This is a genomic window from Blastococcus sp. SYSU D01042, assembly GCF_054050515.1.
On record NZ_JBJGZM010000009.1, the window covers coordinates 137,913 to 154,148 of the forward strand.

Here is a 16,236-nt window from a genome sequence, read left to right on the forward strand (position 1 = left end):
CGGCCGGGACTCCCCGTCCCGGCCGGCCGGTCAGCAGGTCAGCTGCCGACGACCTTGCCCAGGTCGGCGGCGATGTCGCGCCAGTCGTTGCCGGTGTCGAAGGCGACCCGGGCCTGGTCGTCGGCCCCGTACAGCAGCAGCAACGTCGAGTGCAGCCGCCCCTCGTCCTCCGCCTGCGGCACGCCCGCGGCCAGCTGGGCCTGCACCACGGCGTCGAGCTCGCCGGTGAGGCCCACGAACGAGGTGGGCAGGTCGGCGTCGAACTGGTCGAGGTAGGTCCCGAGCACCTCGGGGGTGTCCGTCGCCGGGTCGGTGGTCACGAAGACCACCTGCACCTGCTCGGCGACCGATCGCTCGACGTCGCGCAGGGCGACGGCGACGTCGGCCATCGTCGTCGGGCAGACGTCGGGGCACTCGGTGTACCCGAAGAACAGCAGCGTCGGCCGGCCCTCCGTCGCCGCCCGGAAGTCGTAGGGGGCGCCGGTGGTGTCGGTGAGCTGGATCTGCGGCCGCTTGTACGGCTCGGCGAGGTCGAGGCCCGCGTAGTCGTCCTCGGGTCCCTCGACCGTGGCCGGTCCCCCGGTGTGGTCGTGCCCCTCGCCGCCCGCCTCGTCCGTGGCCGACCCGCCCCCGCCGCAGGCGGTGAGGGCCAGCCCGGCCGCCAGGACGAGGGCGGGCAGCGACGAGCGGGTGCGTGCTGGGAGGGACCGACTCACGGGGCCACGGTACGACGGCGGGCGCTCCAGCCGAGTGCGAGACCGCCCACGCCGGCCAGCAGGCCGACCACCGCCAGGACGAGGGCCGTCGTCGCGGTGCCCGAGGAGCCGTCGTCGTCCGCCTCCGCGTCGGCCGAGGCGCCTGCGGTGCTCTCCCCGCCGTGCGCGGACTCCGACGCGGCGCTCAGCTGCAGGACCGGCGCGGGCCGCTCGGGCTCCGCCTCGCCCTCGACGGTCGGCTCGATCCAGGCCGACTCGGTGCCGTCGCTGTAGGTCTGCACGGCCGGGAAGGACAGCTGGTCCTCCTCCGGGAAGGCGCCGCCGGACAGGGCGAACTCCTGGAACTGCCCGGGCGCGATGCCGTTGCCGGGCTCGGCGCGGAACTCGACCACGGACACGTAGCTGGTGATCTCCTGCCCGTGCGCCTCCAGCGGCTCGGCCAGGTCCGAGTTGGTGAGCGTGGCGGTCCAGCCCGGCACCGGCTGCACGCGGAGGGAGGCCATCGCCGCGTCGGCCGGGATCTGGATGCGCAGGGCGACGGTGCTGGCCGTGTCGCTCTCGTTGGGCACCCGGAAGACCAGCTTGCCGTAGCCGCCGGGAGCGGCGTCGGGGCTGGAGACCGTCACGTGCGCGGACGCCGTCGAAGCGACGGTCACCGACGCGGCCAGCGCCACGGTGGTGGTGGCGAGGACGACAGCGGCCCGCGAGCGGGCACGGGAGGGGGACATGGAGCTCCTCGTTCTGGAAGGGCGGGCGCCGGTCAGCGCACCGAGAAGGTGGTGGAGGCCGTGGTCGCGGTGAACTCGTCGAGCCGCACCGTGACGGTCAGCCGCCAGGTCCCTGCGGTCGGCAGGGTCATCTGCTGGGCGACGTAGCGGCCGGGCCCGGCGGGCGCGATCTCCACGTCGAGCGGGCCGATCTCCTGCTGCTCCTCGACGACGGTGACGCGCAGCTCCTCGGGCTGCGTCGGGCGCCCCTCGTCGTCGTAGAGGTGGAGGTGCAGGGTGTTGGGGCCGGCCTGGGCGGGCTGCACCGAGATCTGGACGCTGCCGGCCTCGCCGGAGCCGCCCTCGAGGTCCACCACCACGTCGACCGGGTCGGTCGCGGTGGCCTGCGACGGCGGGGTGCCCACCAGGACGGCGGAGACGAGCACGATCGCCGCGCCCAGCACCGCCTCGACCACCAGCGACCGGCGCAGCGACGGCAGCTGGTCGGCAGCGTCGTCGGCCTGCTGGCGGCTGCGGGCCAGCACCGACTCGTCGTCGGCCAGGTCGGCGGCGTCCCGGGGACCGGCGGAGGCGGCGGCGGCGAAGGCGAGCGCGGGCGCGCGGTCCCGGCGGCCGGCGGGCGCCCGGCGCACACCCAGTCGCTGCTGCACCCACACCCGCGAGACCCCGGCCGCGCCCAGGACCACGACGAAGAAGGTCAGCTTGGCCATGAGCAGCCGCCCGTAGACGGTGTCGACCAGCGCGGTGGGCGAGCCGAGCTCGCGGATCGACTGCAGCACCCCGGTGACCACCAGGGCGGCGACCGCGGCGAAGGCCAGCTGGGAGAACCGCCGCAGCGCGTCGGGGAAGTCCTCGTCCTCCGCCGCGGGCCGGAGCACCACCAGCAGCAGCGCGGTCAGCCCGCCCAACCACACCGCCATGGCCACGACGTGCACCGCGGTGACGACGACCGCGAGCGCCGGCCACTGCCCGGCGACCGCGTGACCGGTGGCGGCGGTGGCGACGGCGAGCCCGGTGGCGAAGAGCCCGGCGGCCGCCAGCTCGGGCACCTCCGGGGCTCCTCCGCGCCGCCAGGCGGGGCGGAGCGCGGCGTACAGCGCCAGCGCCAGCACCACGCGGGCGAGCAGCGCCCACCCCGTGGAGGTGGCGGCGGTGGCCGCGAGCAGGTCGGGCGAGAACAGCTGACCGAAGCCCGTGCCGGCCGCGTACGGCCCCTGCAGCAGGAACAGCAGCAGGCCGGTCCCCGCCGCCGCGAGCGCGCCGCCGGAGGCCATCGCGCGCAGCCGGCGGGAGGACCACCCGCCGGGCAGGCAGACCAGCAGGAGCACGGGCACGCCGATCGCCAGGGCGATCGCGCCGAACCCGACGGCCCGCGACGCCTGCTGCGCCCCTTCCACCAGCCGGTCCGCCGACGCCCCCTGGTCGGCCGGGGCGGACACGAGCTCGCCCTCGCCGACGACGAACGACCACGCACCCTGCACGGGGTGGGAGTCGGCGGAGACGATGCGGTAGGTGACCAGGTAGCCGCCGTCGGGCAGGTCGGGCTCGAGCGGGATGGTCACCACGCCGTCGTCGACGGAGGCGTCGTCGGTGTCGACCCGCTCGCCGTCGGCGGTCAGCACCCGCGCGTACCCGGCGCCGAGCGACACCCCCTCGCTGAACTGCAGCGTCACCTCGCTGGGCGCGGTCTCCAGCCGGGCGCTCTCCCCCGGCTCGGTCGAGACGAGGACGGCGTGCGCGGAGGCCGGGCCGGCCAGGGCGACGCCGGCCAGCAACCAGCCGGCCAGGAGGAGGAGCAGGGAGCGCCCGCGACGGCGGCTCACGCGGCGGCCCGCTGCCGGACGCGGGCGAGCCGCACCCCGGCCCGCCGGCGGCGCGTGCGCCCGCGGAAGGCACCGGCCGACACCAGGGCGACGCCGACGACCAGCAGCACGTGCACCAGCGCGCGGTCGGCGTGCACGTGCCCCGCACCCAGGTCGGCGAGGGTGACCGGGACGAGCAGCGCGGTGAAGGACAGCAGGAAGGGCAGCGCGCCGGCGGCCAGCCGCGGCGCCGCGGCGACGGCGAGGAAGGCCGCGGCGACGGCCAGGTTCCAGGCACCGGTCTCGTGCGCCATGTGGGCGGGCGCGCTCATCGCCCCCGGGCCGGAGACGAGCACCGGCCAGGCGATGGCCGCCTGCGCGACCCCGACGGCGAGCAGCGCGAGCCGGAGCGCGGTGTCGACCAGCCGCCGGCGCGCCGCCGCGGCCGCGCCGGGGAGCTCCCCCGGCAGCGCCCGCAGGACGGCCCCGACCAGGTCGGGCACCGGCGGTGCCGGGGCCAGGCGCGCCCGCCGGGTCACCAGTGCGGCCCGGTCGGCCCAGGCCGCGCAGGCCGCGCAGGCGTCGAGGTGGTCCTCCAGCGCACGAGCGGGCATCCCGAGGGGCTCGTCGTCGAGGCGCGCGGAGATCGCGTCGCGGAAGGGGTCGCACGGCATGCCCCCTTGGTCGCTCCGCACCCGCGCGGAGTTCCCGAGACCTGGCTCACACCTGATCGGGCGGTGTCCGGCCCACGGCCCGCCCGGCGTGCGGGACACTCGGGGCGTGGAGGACCTGGACGCCCTCGCGGCCGAGGCGGCCGGGGGCGACCCCCTGGCCGCGGCCGCCTTCGTCCGTGCCACCCAGTCCGACGTCTGGCGGCTGTGCGTCGCGCTCGGCGACCCCGGCACGGCCGACGACCTGACGCAGGAGACCTTCCTCCGCGCGTTCGCCTCGCTGCACCGCTTCGAGGGCCGGTCCTCCGTGCGCACCTGGCTGCTCACGATCGCCCGCCGGGTCTGCGCCGACGCCGTCCGCAGCCGTCGCCGCCGTCGGCTCGTGCTGGTCCGGGACGACGCCGACCTGGCCGCGCTGCCGTCGTCGGGCGGCCGCGATCCCGTCGGCGAGGGCGCCGGCGTGAGCGACCTGCTGGCCCGGATGGACCCCGACCGCCGCGAGGCGTTCGTGCTCACCCAGCTGCTCGGGCTGTCCTACTCCGAGGCCGCGGCGGTGGCCGGGTGCGCGGTCGGCACCATCCGGTCCCGCGTGGCGCGCGGCCGGGCCGACCTGATCGGTTCACTCGCCGGGGTGGACGACGACGACGTCGAGGGCGACGCCGCTCACAGGTGACGCCCCGGTGACAGCGGGGTGAACACCGGGCGACCTATGCTGCCCGACGGCCGTGCGTGCGCTCCGCGTCGCCGGCCGGTGCCCACACCGAGACGGAGCCTCCCGCGTGCCCTTCAGCCTGACGCCCAAGGACTCGAGCTTCTACCCCCTGTTCACCGCCTCGGCGGAGAACCTGGTGGCGGCGACCGAGGTCCTGGGCGAGTTCGTCCACGACCACGCGCGCCGGCCGGAGCTCGCCATCCAGCTGCGCGACCTCGAGCACGTCGGCGACCAGGCGACGCACGCGATCTTCCGCGCCCTGAACACCAGCTTCGTGACGCCGTTCGACCGCGAGGACATCTACTCCCTGGCCAGCAACCTCGACGACGTCATGGACTACGTCGAGGCCGCCGCCGACCTGGTGATCCTCACCGGCCTGGGCACCCTGCCGGCCGAGATGAGCCAGCAGGTCGCGCTCCTGCAGCGCTGCGCGCAGGTGACGGCGGAGGCGATGCCGCGGCTCAAGACCCTCAAGGACCTCTCCGACTACTGGATCGAGGTCAACCGGATCGAGAACGAGGCCGACAAGCTCTACCGGCGGCTGCTCTCCCGGCTCTACAGCGGCGAGTTCGACGCCCTGGAGATCCTGAAGCTCAAGGAGGTCGCCGACCAGCTCGAGGAGGCCGCCGACGCCTTCGAGCACCTCGCCAACGTGGTCGAGACCATCGCGGTCAAGGAGTCCTGACCTCTGATGGATGCGGCCTTCATCGGCCTGATCGTCATCATCCTGGTGGCGCTCGCGTTCGACTACACCAACGGCTTCCACGACGCCGCCAACGCCATCGCGGTCGCCGTCTCCACCAAGGCGCTGACGCCGCGGGTCGCCCTGGCCCTGGCGGCGGTGATGAACCTGGTCGGGGCGCTGCTGTCCACCGAGGTCGCCAAGACCGTCGGCGCGGGCATCATCGACCCACCCGAGGGCAACAACGGCCTGGAGATCGTGTTCGCCGCCCTCGTCGGCGCGATCGTCTGGAACCTGATCACCTGGTGGTTCGGGCTGCCGTCCTCGTCCTCGCACGCGCTCATCGGCGGCCTCGTCGGCGCGGCGCTCGCCGCCGCCCACTCGGTCCAGTGGATGGGCATCCTGGACAAGGTCATCATCCCGATGATCGTCTCGCCGCTGGTCGGCTTCGGGCTGGGCTACCTGTTCATGCTGGCCCTGCTGTGGACCTTCCGGCGGGCCCACGTGTCCCGGGCCAACCGCAACTTCCGGTACGCGCAGATCCTCAGCTCGGCCACCATGGCCCTGGGCCACGGCATGCAGGACGCCCAGAAGACGATGGGCATCATCACCCTGGCCCTCTTCACCGCCGGCGAGATCGACAGCTTCGAGGTGCCGTTCTGGGTCGTGCTGGCGGCGGCCGGCGCGATCAGCGCCGGCACCTACGCGGGAGGCTTCCGCATCATGCGGACCCTGGGCCGGCGGATCATCCAGCTGACGCCCGCCGGCGGCTTCGCCGCGCAGACGGTGGCCTCGGGCGTCATGGTGACGACCGCGACGGTGTTCGCCGTCCCGGTGTCGACGACGCACATCACCACCACCTCGATCATGGGCGTGGGCTCGACGCGGCGGCTCTCGGCCGTGCGCTGGGGCGTGGCGGGCAACATCGTGGTGGCGTGGATCGTCACGCTCCCGGCGGCGGGCTCCGTGGCCGCGGTCGCCTACTTCCTGACCGACTTCGTGGTCGGCTAGGCCCGTGACCGGCGCCGTGGACCCCGCACCGTCCTCGGTCGCCCTCGGCACCGCGCCGGGCCGGTGGCTGCTCACCGCCACGGTGCTCGCCTCGGGCATGGCGTTCCTCGACGCCACCGCCGTCCAGGTGGCGCTGCCGACGCTCGGCCGCGAGCTGGGCGCCTCGCTGTCGGACCTGCAGTGGATCATCAACGGCTACACGCTGCCGCTGGCCGCGCTGATCCTCCTCGGGGGCTCGCTCGGCGACCGCTACGGACGCCGCCGGGTCTTCCTGGTCGGCGTCCTCTGGTTCGCGGCGGCGTCCGTGCTGTGCGGCCTGGCGCAGACCCCCGGCCAGCTGATCGCCGCCCGCGCGCTGCAGGGCGTCGGCGGGGCGCTGCTGACGCCGGGCAGCCTGGCCCTCATCCAGTCCTCGTTCCGCCGCGAGGACCGGCCGACGGCGATCGGCGTGTGGTCCTCCCTCTCCGGCGTCGCCCCGCTCGTCGGGCCGTTCATCGGCGGGGCGCTGATCGACCTGGTCAGCTGGCGGTTGATCTTCCTGGTCAACGTGCCGCTCGCGCTGCTGGTCCTGCTCGCGGGCCGGCACGTGCCGGAGAGCCGGGACCCCGGGCCGCACGGCCGTTTCGACGTCCTGGGCGCGGTGCTCGGCGCGGTCGCGCTCGGTGCCCTGACCTACGCGCTGATCACCGCCGGGGAGGACCGGGGCGGGCTGCCCGTCGTTGTGGCCGGTGCCCTCGCGGCGGTCGCCGGGGTGGCCTTCGTCGTCCGCGAGCGGCAGGTGGCCTCGCCCATGCTGCCGCCGCGGCTGTTCGCCGACCGGCAGTTCACCGGCGCCAACCTGGTCACCCTCGCCGTCTACGGCGCGCTCGGCGGCAGCTCGCTGTTCGTCGTGCTGCAGCTGCAGGGGGTGCTCGGCTACGGCGCGACCGCGGCCGGGGCGGCGACCCTGCCCACGATCCTGCTGATCACCCTGCTCTCCCCCCGGGCCGGCGCGCTGGCGCAGCGGATCGGCCCGCGGCTGCCGATGACCGCCGGCCCGCTCGTGGTCGCCGCCGGCACGCTCCTGCTCGTCGGCGTCGACGGCGGGCAGCCGTACTGGATGGAGGTGTTCCCCGGCGCGGTGCTGCAGGGCCTCGGCATGGCCCTGACCGTCGCGCCGCTGACCGCCAGCGTGCTCGGCGCCGCCCCCGACGCGCTGGCCGGGGTGGCCAGCGGGGTCAACAACGCCGTGGCCCGCGCCGCCCAGCTGCTGACCGTCGCCGCGCTCCCGGTCGCCGTCGGGCTCTCGGGGACCGACTACGCGCAGCCCGCGGCGCTCACCGACGGCTTCCGCGCCGCGATGGTGGTGTGCGCCGCGCTGTTCGCGGTGGGTGGCGCGGTGGCCTGGGCGACCATCCGGAACGACCTGCTCCGCGCCTGATCCCACTGGCTGGACGCCGCTTTCTCCCTAAGCGCATCGATCTGGTAGACATACCGCCGTGACGCGACCGACGACGCTGCTCCTGGTGAGCCGCCTGCACGTCGATCTGCTCCGCGTCTGCGCCGCCGCCTGTCCGGGCTGCTGAGCTCCCCGCGCCGTCTCCCGGCGCCCCTCGTCTCACCCCTGCCACCTCCGCGGGCCGTCGTGCGCCCGCGCCCTCCTCCTTGAGACCCGGAGTCAGTTCCCCGTGAAGACCCTCGTTCTGCTCGCCCTCGTCGGCCTGGGCGCCCAGCTCGTCGACGGCAGCCTCGGCATGGCCTACGGCGTCACCTCGACGACGCTGCTGCTGGCCATCGGCACCAACCCGGCGGCCGCCTCGGCCACGGTCCACCTCGCGGAGATCGGGACGACCCTGGCGTCCGGCCTCTCGCACTGGAAGTTCGGCAACGTCGACTGGAAGGTCGTCGCCAAGATCGGCATCCCCGGCGCGATCGGCGCCTTCGCCGGTGCGACCTTCCTGTCCAACCTCTCCACCGAGGTCGCCGCCCCCGTGATGTCGGTCGTCCTCGTGACGCTGGGGGTCTACCTGCTGATCCGGTTCACCCTCCGCGGTGTGGACCGGCGCAACCTCGGCAAGCCGGTCCGCAAGCGCTTCCTCGGCCCGCTGGGCCTGGTCGCCGGATTCGTCGACGCCACGGGCGGCGGGGGCTGGGGCCCGGTGGGGACCCCGGCCCTGCTGGCCAGCGGGCGGATGGAGCCGCGCAAGGTCATCGGCTCGGTGAGCACCGCGGAGTTCATCGTCGCCCTGGCGGCGAGCCTCGGGTTCCTGTTCGCGCTCGGGTCCCAGGGCATCGACTTCGCCTGGGTCGCGGCGCTGCTCATCGGCGGCTCGGTCGCCGCACCGATCGCGGCGTGGCTGGTCCGGCACATCCCGCCGCGCATGCTCGGCTCGTTCGTCGGTGGGCTGATCATCCTCACCAACTCGCGGACGCTGCTCCGGAGCGACTGGATCGACGCCGCGGAGGGCACCCGCTACGCCGTCTACGCGCTCATCGCCGCGGTGTGGGCGCTGGCCGTCGTGCACTCCTTCCGGGAGTACCGCAAGGACGTCGCCGCGGAGTCGGCCGACGCCCTCGCCGCCGAGACCGCTGCCGCCGAGCGCAACGTCGTCGCGGAGACCGACGGACCGGCCGCCGAGCGCGTCCCGGCCGGTCGGCCCAGCGCCCCGCGCGACTAGCTCGTCCCCGCGCTGGGGATCAGCTGACCTGGTCATCGAGCGTCCTCCCTCACCGCACACCGTGAGGGAGGACGTTCCACGATCAGGTTCGCTGATCCGAGCGGGTGAGCAGCCGCGCCTCGAGGTCGGCCGGCAGCCCCGGTTCCGGTAGCCCCATCGGCGAGTACTGCTGCCGCGTCCCGGTGCGCAGCCAGGCCCAGGTGTCGGCGACCGTCGCCTCCAGCGGCCGGCTCGGCAGCCCGAGCTCCCGGGCGCGGGTGGTGTCCACGTCCCACGCCGCCCGTGCGTCCGCGGCCGGCAACCACAGCGGCAGGTGCAGCCACGGCTGCACGCCGGTGGCCAGCAGCTCGTCCTCGGCGACCGGCACCCACTCCGCGTCGCCGCCGGTGACCTCGCGGCACAGCTCGAGCAGGCCCGCGAACGTCGTCATCCCGGCGGGCCCGGTCGCGTTCACCGCTCCGCCGCGGCCCTGCTCGGCCATCGCGACCAGCCAGCCGGCCAGGTCGCGGGCGTCGACCAGCGCGATCGGCTGCTCCATCCCCTCGGCCGGGACGACGACGCGGCCGCCCCGGGCGATGCGCTCCAGCCACCACCCGAGGCGGTGGACGTAGTCGAAGGGCCCGACGACGAGCCCGGCGCGCGCGGTGAGGAAGCCCGGGCCGACGGCCGCGGCCAGCACCCGCTCGGCGTGGGCCTTGTCCGGCCCGTACGCGTCCTCGTCGGTGTCCCAGGTCGGCTCGTCGTCCTCCCGCCCGATCGGGCCGGGCGGCCAGCCCCGGTAGGCGTTCAGGCTGCTGACGAAGGCGTAGCCGCGTACGCCGCCCAGCGCCGCCGCTGCGTGGTCGGCTGCCGCGCGGGTGCGGCAGGAGGTGTCGACGACGAGCTCCGGCGCCCAGCCGTCGAGCGCCCGGGGCAGCGCGCCGGCGTCGTCGCGGTCGCCGTGCAGCGCGCGCACGCCGTCGGGCGGCGGCCCGGAGACGCCGCGGGTGAAGGTGGCGACGTCGTGACCGCGGTCGAGCGCCGCGTCCACCACGTGCCGGCCGAGGAACTGGGTACCGCCGATGACCAGGAGCCGCATGGCCCCAGCGCAGCGGACCCGCTCCCCCGGCGTCCAGCGGGTTCGCGACGGGCGTAGCCGCCGCTAGACCGCGCGGCGGTGGACCTGCGGGACCTGCGGCAGCGGCGTCGACCGGGCGGCGGCCAGCACCATCTGCGGCGAGCGCGGCAACCCGCGGCGCATGCACAGCCGCAGCGCGCGGGCGCCGGTGAGCACGTCGGTCTCCGGCGGGACGACGAGCAGGTCGGCGCGCTGGGCGCCCCCGCCCCAGGTCAGGCAGACGACCAGCGGGTCCATGCTGCGGAAGCCGCCGGTGCGGACGACGCGGTCGCCGGCGACGAGCTTGCGCGGCGCGGCCTGCCAGCCGTCGAGCGAGTAGGTGAAGCGCTCGATCCGCACGCCGCGGCGGTCCAGCTCGGCGATCAGTTCGGGCAGCTCGACCTCGAGGTCGCGGCTGCGCGGGAACCACGCGCCGTCGAAGGCGGAGTTCCCGTCACCGGCACCGTCCCGCAGGCTCACCCGCACATCGATCCCGCCCCGGAAGTGGTTCTCCACCGGAGCCGTTCGGGTGATCGTCGTCATGCGTGCGGCCGCCTCTCGTGCCTCGTCCCCCGGGCCACGACCCATGGCCCCGAGGAGAACGTAGGCGGCGCGACGCGCGGGTCCCGGGGAGCTCCGGACCGGCGTGCCGGGCCCGTCCGGCCGGTCGTCACGACCCGTGCGCGGCTCGCCACACCCCCCTCCTCACCCTCCGCTTTTCCGCGGAGAAGCGGGCCGCTCTTCCGCGGAAAAGCAGGAGGGCCCCGGCGCGCGGTGCGCACCGGGGGCCTCCTGCGAGCCGGGTCAGGCCGGCTTCGGCTTCTTGTTCTTCGCCTTGCCGCGCTCGGTCTGGTCGAGCACGATCTTGCGGATCCGGACCGTGGCCGGCGTGACCTCGACGCACTCGTCCTCGGCGCAGAACTCCAGCGCCTGCTCCAGGTTGAGCACGCGCGGCGGGATCAGCCGCTCGAGCTCCTCGGAGGTGGACTTGCGCATGTTGGTGAGCTTCTTCTCCTTGGTGATGTTCACGTCCATGTCGTCCGGACGGGAGTTCTCACCGACGATCATGCCCTCGTAGACCTCGGTGCCCGGCTGGACCATGAGCTGGCCGCGCTCCTGCAGCGAGAACATCGAGTAGGTCGTCGCCACGCCCTGGCGGTCGGCGACCAGCGACCCGGTCGGGCGGGCGCGCATGTCGCCCAGCCACGGCTCGTAGGCCTCGAAGTTGCTGTTGAGGACGCCGGTGCCGCGGGTCTCGGTGAGGAACTCGGTGCGGAACCCGATGAGCCCGCGGGACGGGACGAGGTACTCCATCCGCGCCCAGCCGGTGTCGTGGTGCACCAGGTTCTCCAGCCGGCCCCGGCGCGTGGCCAGGGCCTGGGTCAGCGTGCCGACGTACTCGCCGGGGGTGTCGATGGTGACCCGCTCGACCGGCTCGTGCAGCTTGCCGTCGATGGTCTTGGTGACGACGGTCGGGCGGCCGACCGTCAGCTCGAAGTCCTCCCGGCGGAGCTGCTCGACCAGGATGGCCAGGGCCAGCTCGCCACGGCCCTGCATCTCCCAGGTGTCGGGGCGGTCGGTGGGCAGCATGCGCACGCTGACGTTGCCGACCAGCTCCTGGTCGAGGCGGTTCTTCACCAGGCGGGCGGTGAGCTTCTTGCCCGACTTGCCCGACAGCGGCGAGGTGTTGATCCCGATGGTGATCGAGATCGAGGGCTCGTCGACGGTCAGCGGCGGCAGCGGACGCGGGTCGTTCGGGTCGGCGAGCGTGTCGCCGATCATGATGTCCTCGATACCGGCGATGGCGACCAGCTCGCCGGGGCCGGCGCTGTCGGCCGGCGTGCGGGTCAGGCCCTCGGTCACCAGCAGCTCGGTGATCTTGACGTTCTTGAGGGTGCCGTCGACCTTGCACCAGGCCACCTGCTGGCCACGCTTCATCTCACCGGAGTGGATGCGCAGCAGGGCGAGGCGGCCGAGGAACGGAGAGGCGTCGAGGTTGGTGACCTGCGCGCGCAGCGGCTCCTCGGCGTCGTAGACCGGCGCCGGGACAGTGTCCAGGAGCGTCTTGACCAGCGGGGCGAGGTCCTCGTTGTCCGGCTCGGTGCCGTTCTCGGGGCGCGTCAGCGACGCCCGCCCGGACCGACCGCTGCAGTAGACGATCGGGAAGTCGAGGTTGTCGGCGTCCAGGCCGGCGTCCTCCATGAGCTCCATGAACAGCTCGTAGCACTCGTCGACGACCTCGGCGATGCGCGCGTCGGCGCGGTCGGTCTTGTTGACCGCGAGGATGACCGGCATCCCCTTGCCGAGCGCCTTGCGCAGCACGAAGCGGGTCTGCGGGAGCGGGCCCTCGGAGGCGTCGACGAGCAGGCAGACGCCGTCGACCATCGACAGGCCGCGCTCGACCTCGCCGCCGAAGTCGGCGTGACCCGGGGTGTCGACGATGTTGACGACGACGGGGTTGCCGTTCTCGTCGGCCAGGTGGATCGCGGTGTTCTTGGCCAGGATGGTGATGCCGCGTTCGCGCTCGAGGTCCATCGAGTCCATCACGCGGTCCTGCGTGGAGTCGTTGTCCGTCCCCTCGCCCTTGGCGCGCCCGAGGGCGCCTGCCTGGCGGAGGAGGGCGTCGACCAGGGTCGTCTTGCCGTGGTCGACGTGAGCGATGATCGCCACGTTGCGCAGGTCGTCGCGGGTGGGCATGCGGAAGGGCACCTCAGGGGATTCGGGGATCCGCGGCGTCGGCTCGCGGCATCTCGTTCAACGGCCGCCGGCCCGGCGACCTTCCCAGAGTAGTCGCTCAGGCGGCCGGGTCCGGCCCCCGAGTGGCGTCGGCCACCCCGAAGGTGACCCCTGCGGCGGTCAGAGTGACCAGGCTCACCGCCAGCCAGGCCGGCATGCCGACGCCGATGGCGAGCACGTGGGCCAGCACGAAGGCGCCGACGTAGAGGGCGGCCAGCGCGACCGCGGTGGCCGCGCCCTTCCGGCGCAGCCACAGCACGCCGGCGGCGACCCCCGCGGCGGCGAAGACAGCACCGCCGAGCGCGCGGATGCCGGTCCCCTGCGCGATGCCGAAGCCGGCGGCCAGCCCGACGGCGACCAGCACGGCCGAGGGGAAGCGGGTGCGGACGAGACCGGCGGTCGACATGCCCCCATGGTCCCCGACGCCCGCAGCTGGGATCAGGTCACCTGATCCCAGCGGTGACGGAGGACGCGCGAGAGGCCCCGGACGGCGGTGCGTCCGGGGCCTCTCGGGTGTCGCTCGAACCGGCCCGTCCCGAGGCCCACCCCCGAGCTCGCGAGGGGTGAGGGGGACGGGGTCTTCCTCAGGCGGTGCGGAGCACGGCCTCGATCTCGAGCTCGACGGTGATCTTGTCGCCGACGACGACGCCGCCGCCGTCCATCGGCATGTCGATGTCGACGCCGTACTCCTTGCGGGAGATCTCGGTCTTGGCGGAGAAGCCGGCGCGGGTGCCGCCGTAGGCGTCCGGGCCGAAGCCGTTGAGCTCGAGTGCCAGCGTGACGGGCTTGGTGATGCCCTTGATGGTCAGGTCGCCGGTGACGGTCCAGTCGTCGCCGTCGGCGGCCACCGCGGTGGAGCGGAAGGTCATCTCGGTGTGGTTGCCCACGTCGAAGAAGTCGGCGGAGCGGATGTGCGCGTCGCGCTGCTCCTGCCGGGTGTCGATCGAGTCCATGTTGATCCGCGCGGTGACGCTGGACCGGGCCGGGTCCTCGGCGGTGACGAGCTCGCCGGAGAAGTCGCGGAAGTAGCCGCGGACCTTGCTCACCATCATGTGGCGGACCGAGAAGCCGACGGTGGAGTGGCTGGCGTCGATGTCCCAGGTGCCGACGACGTAGCCAGGGATCTGGGCGATGGTGCTGGTCATGGTGTTCTCCAGATTGTTGAGCGTTTGACCTTCTGGTGCACCGTAGCGTAGTTGAGAGCTGAACTATTCCGCCAGTAGGATGGGGGCATGACCGCGCACGTGTCGTCCGCCCCTGCCGGCACCCCCGACCCCGGGGGGACCCGCTGGCTCGACGCCGACGAGCAGCGGGCCTGGCGGGCGTGGCTGTTCAGCGCCCAGCTGCTCCAGGACCGCCTCGACCGGGAGCTGACCCACGCCACCGGCATCTCGCACGCCTACTACGAGATCCTGGTCGCGCTCTCCGAGACCCCCGAGCGCCGGATGCGGATGAGCGAGCTGGCCGACCGCTGCCTGTCCTCCCGCAGCCGCCTCTCGCACGCGGTCGCCCGGCTCGAGGAGCGCGACTGGGTACGCCGGCAGGTCTGCCCGGAGGACGGTCGGGGGCAGCTCGCCGTCCTCACCGACGAGGGCTTCGCCGCGCTCGAGGCGGCCGCGCCGGTCCACGTCGAGAGCGTCCGCCGGCACCTGTTCGACCAGCTCACCCCGCAGCAGGTCGAGAACATGCGCGACTTCGGCGAGACGCTGCTCGTGCACCTGAACCCCAGCTGGCCCGCCCGCCCCGGGAGGTAGCACCAGCAAGACCGCTCCGGCCCGTAAGCCGGGCGGGCGGCGCTCGGCTGCTTAAGGTGACCGGGTGATCACGAACAGCGAAACCCCGGCTGCCGCCCGACGGCCATGGCGGGAGCGCCTCGGCGGCGCCCGGGGCCCGCGGCCACTGGCGGCCCTGTTCGCGATCGTGGTGACCGTGCTGTCCTGGGCCCAGCTGTTCGCCGGCCGCACCGTCGGCGTCGCGGACAACGGCGACGGCACCCGGTTGATGTGCAAGTTCGGTCTGCGGTCGGACCCCGCACTCACCTTCACCAGCACCGCCTGGCAGTACGTGCCCATGGATCCCGGCCGGACCTGCGACGACTCGACCTTCCGGGCCTACTCCTCCTGGGAGTGGGTCCTCCAGCCCGTCGTGTGGCTCTACCGCAGCACCCTCGGCGGCGGCGGGTTCGACCTGCGCGTTCTCGGCGTCGTCGACAGCGTCCTGCTCGGCCTCTTCGTCGGCGCCGTCGTGCTGGCCTGGCCCGGGTCGCTCCGCGCACGGGCGGCCGTGGGCGCGGCGATCTCCGTCGTCGTCCTGGACATCACCTTCGTGGCGTACTTCAACAGCCCGTTCTCGGACGCCGCCGGGCTGCTCGGGCTCGTCGCACTGCTGGCGGCAGCCATCTGGCTGGCCGCGGCCGAACGGGTGGGCACGCGGCACGTCGTGGTATTGGCGGCGATCGCCTGGCTGGTCGTCCTGGACAAGAACCAGCTCGTCCCGCTCGTCGCCCTCGTCGCCCCCCTGCTGGTCTGGCGCCCCGGCCGCCGGCTGCTCGGCGCCGCACTGTCCGTCGTCCTGCTGCTCTCGGGCGCGCTCTACCTCTCCTCGACCGGCGAGGGCTTCACCCGGGGCAACACCTGGAACCTGTGGTTCGGCACCGTCCTCGCGCAGTCGTCCGACCCGCGCGCGGACCTGGTCAAGCTGGGCATGGACCCCTCGCTGGAGGTCTACGCGGGCATGACCGCCTGGGACCCCCGCGCCGGCTGGCTGGAGCCCGCCTTCCTGGCCAGCGAGGACCAGCTCACCCGGGGCAACATCGCCGGCTTCCTGCTCCGGCACCCGGTCCGCGCGGCAGAGCTGGTGCGCGGCGGGGTCGAGGCGACCACCGCGACGCGACCGGACTACCTGTCCAACGTCCACGACCCGGCGGCCACCGAGCCCGAGCTCGCCGCCCGGCCCAACCCCGCCGAACGGCTGCAGGCCGCGCTGGCGCCGCTGGCCTGGCCGTGGCTGCCGCTGTTCTGGGGTGCGACCGGCCTCGTGGGCGCCTACCAGGCGCTCTCCGGTCGCCGTCGGGCCTGGGGCGTGACGCTGTTCCTCACCGGCGGCGGAGCCCTCCTGCTGTGCGTCAGCGCGCTCGGCGACGGCTACTACGAGCTCGCCAAGCACCAGCTCTACGCCGCGTTCCTCAGCAGCCTCGCGGTCGTCCTCGTGGGCGTGGCGGCCGCGTCCAAGGCGATCCACGTGGCGGCCGCCCGTCGCCGTCCCGTCGTCGACACCGTCGGGCCCGAGCAGCCCGAGGAGCCCGCCGACACCCTGCGGGTGGACGTCCCCTGGCTCCCGCCAGCGCCGCGCCCCGAGGTGCCCGCGCCGCTCGTCGGGTCGCGGTGAGCCGGGCGGCCCGTGCGGAAGGTCCGGGCAGACGGCGC

16 protein-coding genes are annotated in these 16,236 nt (G+C 74.2%); 7 read left to right on the forward strand and 9 right to left on the reverse strand.

Features of this window, described 5'->3' with window-relative positions; all coding sequences use genetic code 11:
- Positions 1–38: 38 nt before the first annotated feature.
- Genes ACI79H_RS16535 through ACI79H_RS16550 form a run of 4 tightly spaced genes read right to left on the reverse strand, consistent with a single transcriptional unit; the run spans position 39 to position 3,920 of the window.
- Positions 39–716, reverse strand: a complete 678-nt coding sequence (locus ACI79H_RS16535) for an SCO family protein (protein ID WP_456555503.1) — start codon at positions 714–716, stop codon at positions 39–41.
- Positions 713–1,444 carry a YcnI family copper-binding membrane protein gene (locus ACI79H_RS16540; protein ID WP_456555504.1) on the reverse strand — a complete coding sequence of 244 codons (732 nt, stop codon included), beginning with the start codon at positions 1,442–1,444 and terminating at the stop codon, positions 713–715. Before ACI79H_RS16540 ends, ACI79H_RS16535 begins: the two co-directional genes overlap by 4 nt.
- 32 nt (positions 1,445–1,476) lie before the next feature.
- Positions 1,477–3,267 (reverse strand): FixH family protein, encoded by a 1,791-nt coding sequence (locus ACI79H_RS16545; RefSeq protein ID WP_456555505.1) that lies wholly within the window; start codon positions 3,265–3,267, stop codon positions 1,477–1,479.
- The gene (locus tag ACI79H_RS16550) at positions 3,264–3,920 is read right to left on the reverse strand and encodes a zf-HC2 domain-containing protein (protein ID WP_456555506.1); all 657 of its coding nucleotides are present in this window, start codon (positions 3,918–3,920) and stop codon (positions 3,264–3,266) included. Before ACI79H_RS16550 ends, ACI79H_RS16545 begins: the two co-directional genes overlap by 4 nt.
- Positions 3,921–4,026: 106 nt before the next feature.
- On the opposite strand from ACI79H_RS16550, the gene ACI79H_RS16555 reads away from it, so the two are divergent.
- From ACI79H_RS16555 to ACI79H_RS16575, 5 genes are all read left to right on the forward strand, one after another.
- Positions 4,027–4,590: a sigma-70 family RNA polymerase sigma factor gene (locus tag ACI79H_RS16555; RefSeq protein ID WP_456555507.1), complete on the forward strand. Its 564-nt coding sequence runs from the start codon at positions 4,027–4,029 to the stop codon at positions 4,588–4,590.
- A gap of 106 nt (positions 4,591–4,696) precedes the next feature.
- Positions 4,697–5,314, forward strand: coding sequence for a DUF47 domain-containing protein (locus tag ACI79H_RS16560; RefSeq protein ID WP_456555508.1), 618 nt, complete (start codon positions 4,697–4,699; stop codon positions 5,312–5,314).
- A gap of 6 nt (positions 5,315–5,320) precedes the next feature.
- Entirely contained in the window at positions 5,321–6,322 is a 1,002-nt protein-coding gene (locus ACI79H_RS16565) for an anion permease (RefSeq protein ID WP_456555509.1), read from the forward strand.
- Positions 6,323–6,326: 4 nt separating this feature from the next.
- Positions 6,327–7,742, forward strand: a complete 1,416-nt coding sequence (locus ACI79H_RS16570) for an MFS transporter (RefSeq protein ID WP_456555510.1) — start codon at positions 6,327–6,329, stop codon at positions 7,740–7,742.
- Positions 7,743–7,989: 247 nt separating this feature from the next.
- Positions 7,990–8,979, forward strand: coding sequence for a sulfite exporter TauE/SafE family protein (locus ACI79H_RS16575; RefSeq protein ID WP_456555511.1), 990 nt, complete (start codon positions 7,990–7,992; stop codon positions 8,977–8,979).
- A gap of 82 nt (positions 8,980–9,061) precedes the next feature.
- On the opposite strand, the gene ACI79H_RS16580 is transcribed toward ACI79H_RS16575, so the two are convergent.
- The 5 genes from ACI79H_RS16580 to ACI79H_RS16600 form a co-directional block, all read right to left on the reverse strand.
- The gene (locus ACI79H_RS16580; protein ID WP_456555512.1) at positions 9,062–10,057 is read right to left on the reverse strand and encodes an NAD-dependent epimerase/dehydratase family protein; all 996 of its coding nucleotides are present in this window, start codon (positions 10,055–10,057) and stop codon (positions 9,062–9,064) included.
- A 63-nt stretch (positions 10,058–10,120) separates the two neighbouring features.
- The gene (locus tag ACI79H_RS16585; protein ID WP_456555513.1) at positions 10,121–10,618 is read right to left on the reverse strand and encodes a DUF5994 family protein; all 498 of its coding nucleotides are present in this window, start codon (positions 10,616–10,618) and stop codon (positions 10,121–10,123) included.
- A gap of 261 nt (positions 10,619–10,879) precedes the next feature.
- Complete coding sequence (gene typA, locus ACI79H_RS16590; protein WP_456555514.1) at positions 10,880–12,772, reverse strand: translational GTPase TypA; 1,893 nt, start codon at positions 12,770–12,772, stop codon at positions 10,880–10,882.
- A gap of 97 nt (positions 12,773–12,869) precedes the next feature.
- Positions 12,870–13,217, reverse strand: a complete 348-nt coding sequence (locus ACI79H_RS16595) for a hypothetical protein (protein WP_456555515.1) — start codon at positions 13,215–13,217, stop codon at positions 12,870–12,872.
- Positions 13,218–13,395: 178 nt separating this feature from the next.
- Entirely contained in the window at positions 13,396–13,956 is a 561-nt protein-coding gene (locus ACI79H_RS16600) for a YceI family protein (protein WP_456555516.1), read from the reverse strand.
- Between the two features lie 87 nt (positions 13,957–14,043).
- Here ACI79H_RS16600 and ACI79H_RS16605 point away from each other — a divergent pair, with 87 nt between their 5' ends.
- Together ACI79H_RS16605 and wsfD are read left to right on the forward strand one after the other, a co-directional pair.
- Positions 14,044–14,565 (forward strand): MarR family winged helix-turn-helix transcriptional regulator, encoded by a 522-nt coding sequence (locus tag ACI79H_RS16605; protein WP_456555517.1) that lies wholly within the window; start codon positions 14,044–14,046, stop codon positions 14,563–14,565.
- A 64-nt stretch (positions 14,566–14,629) separates the two neighbouring features.
- A complete protein-coding gene (gene wsfD / locus ACI79H_RS16610) occupies positions 14,630–16,198 on the forward strand; it encodes a glycan biosynthesis hexose transferase WsfD (protein ID WP_456555518.1) in 1,569 nt (522 codons plus the stop codon).
- Positions 16,199–16,236: the final 38 nt, after the last annotated feature.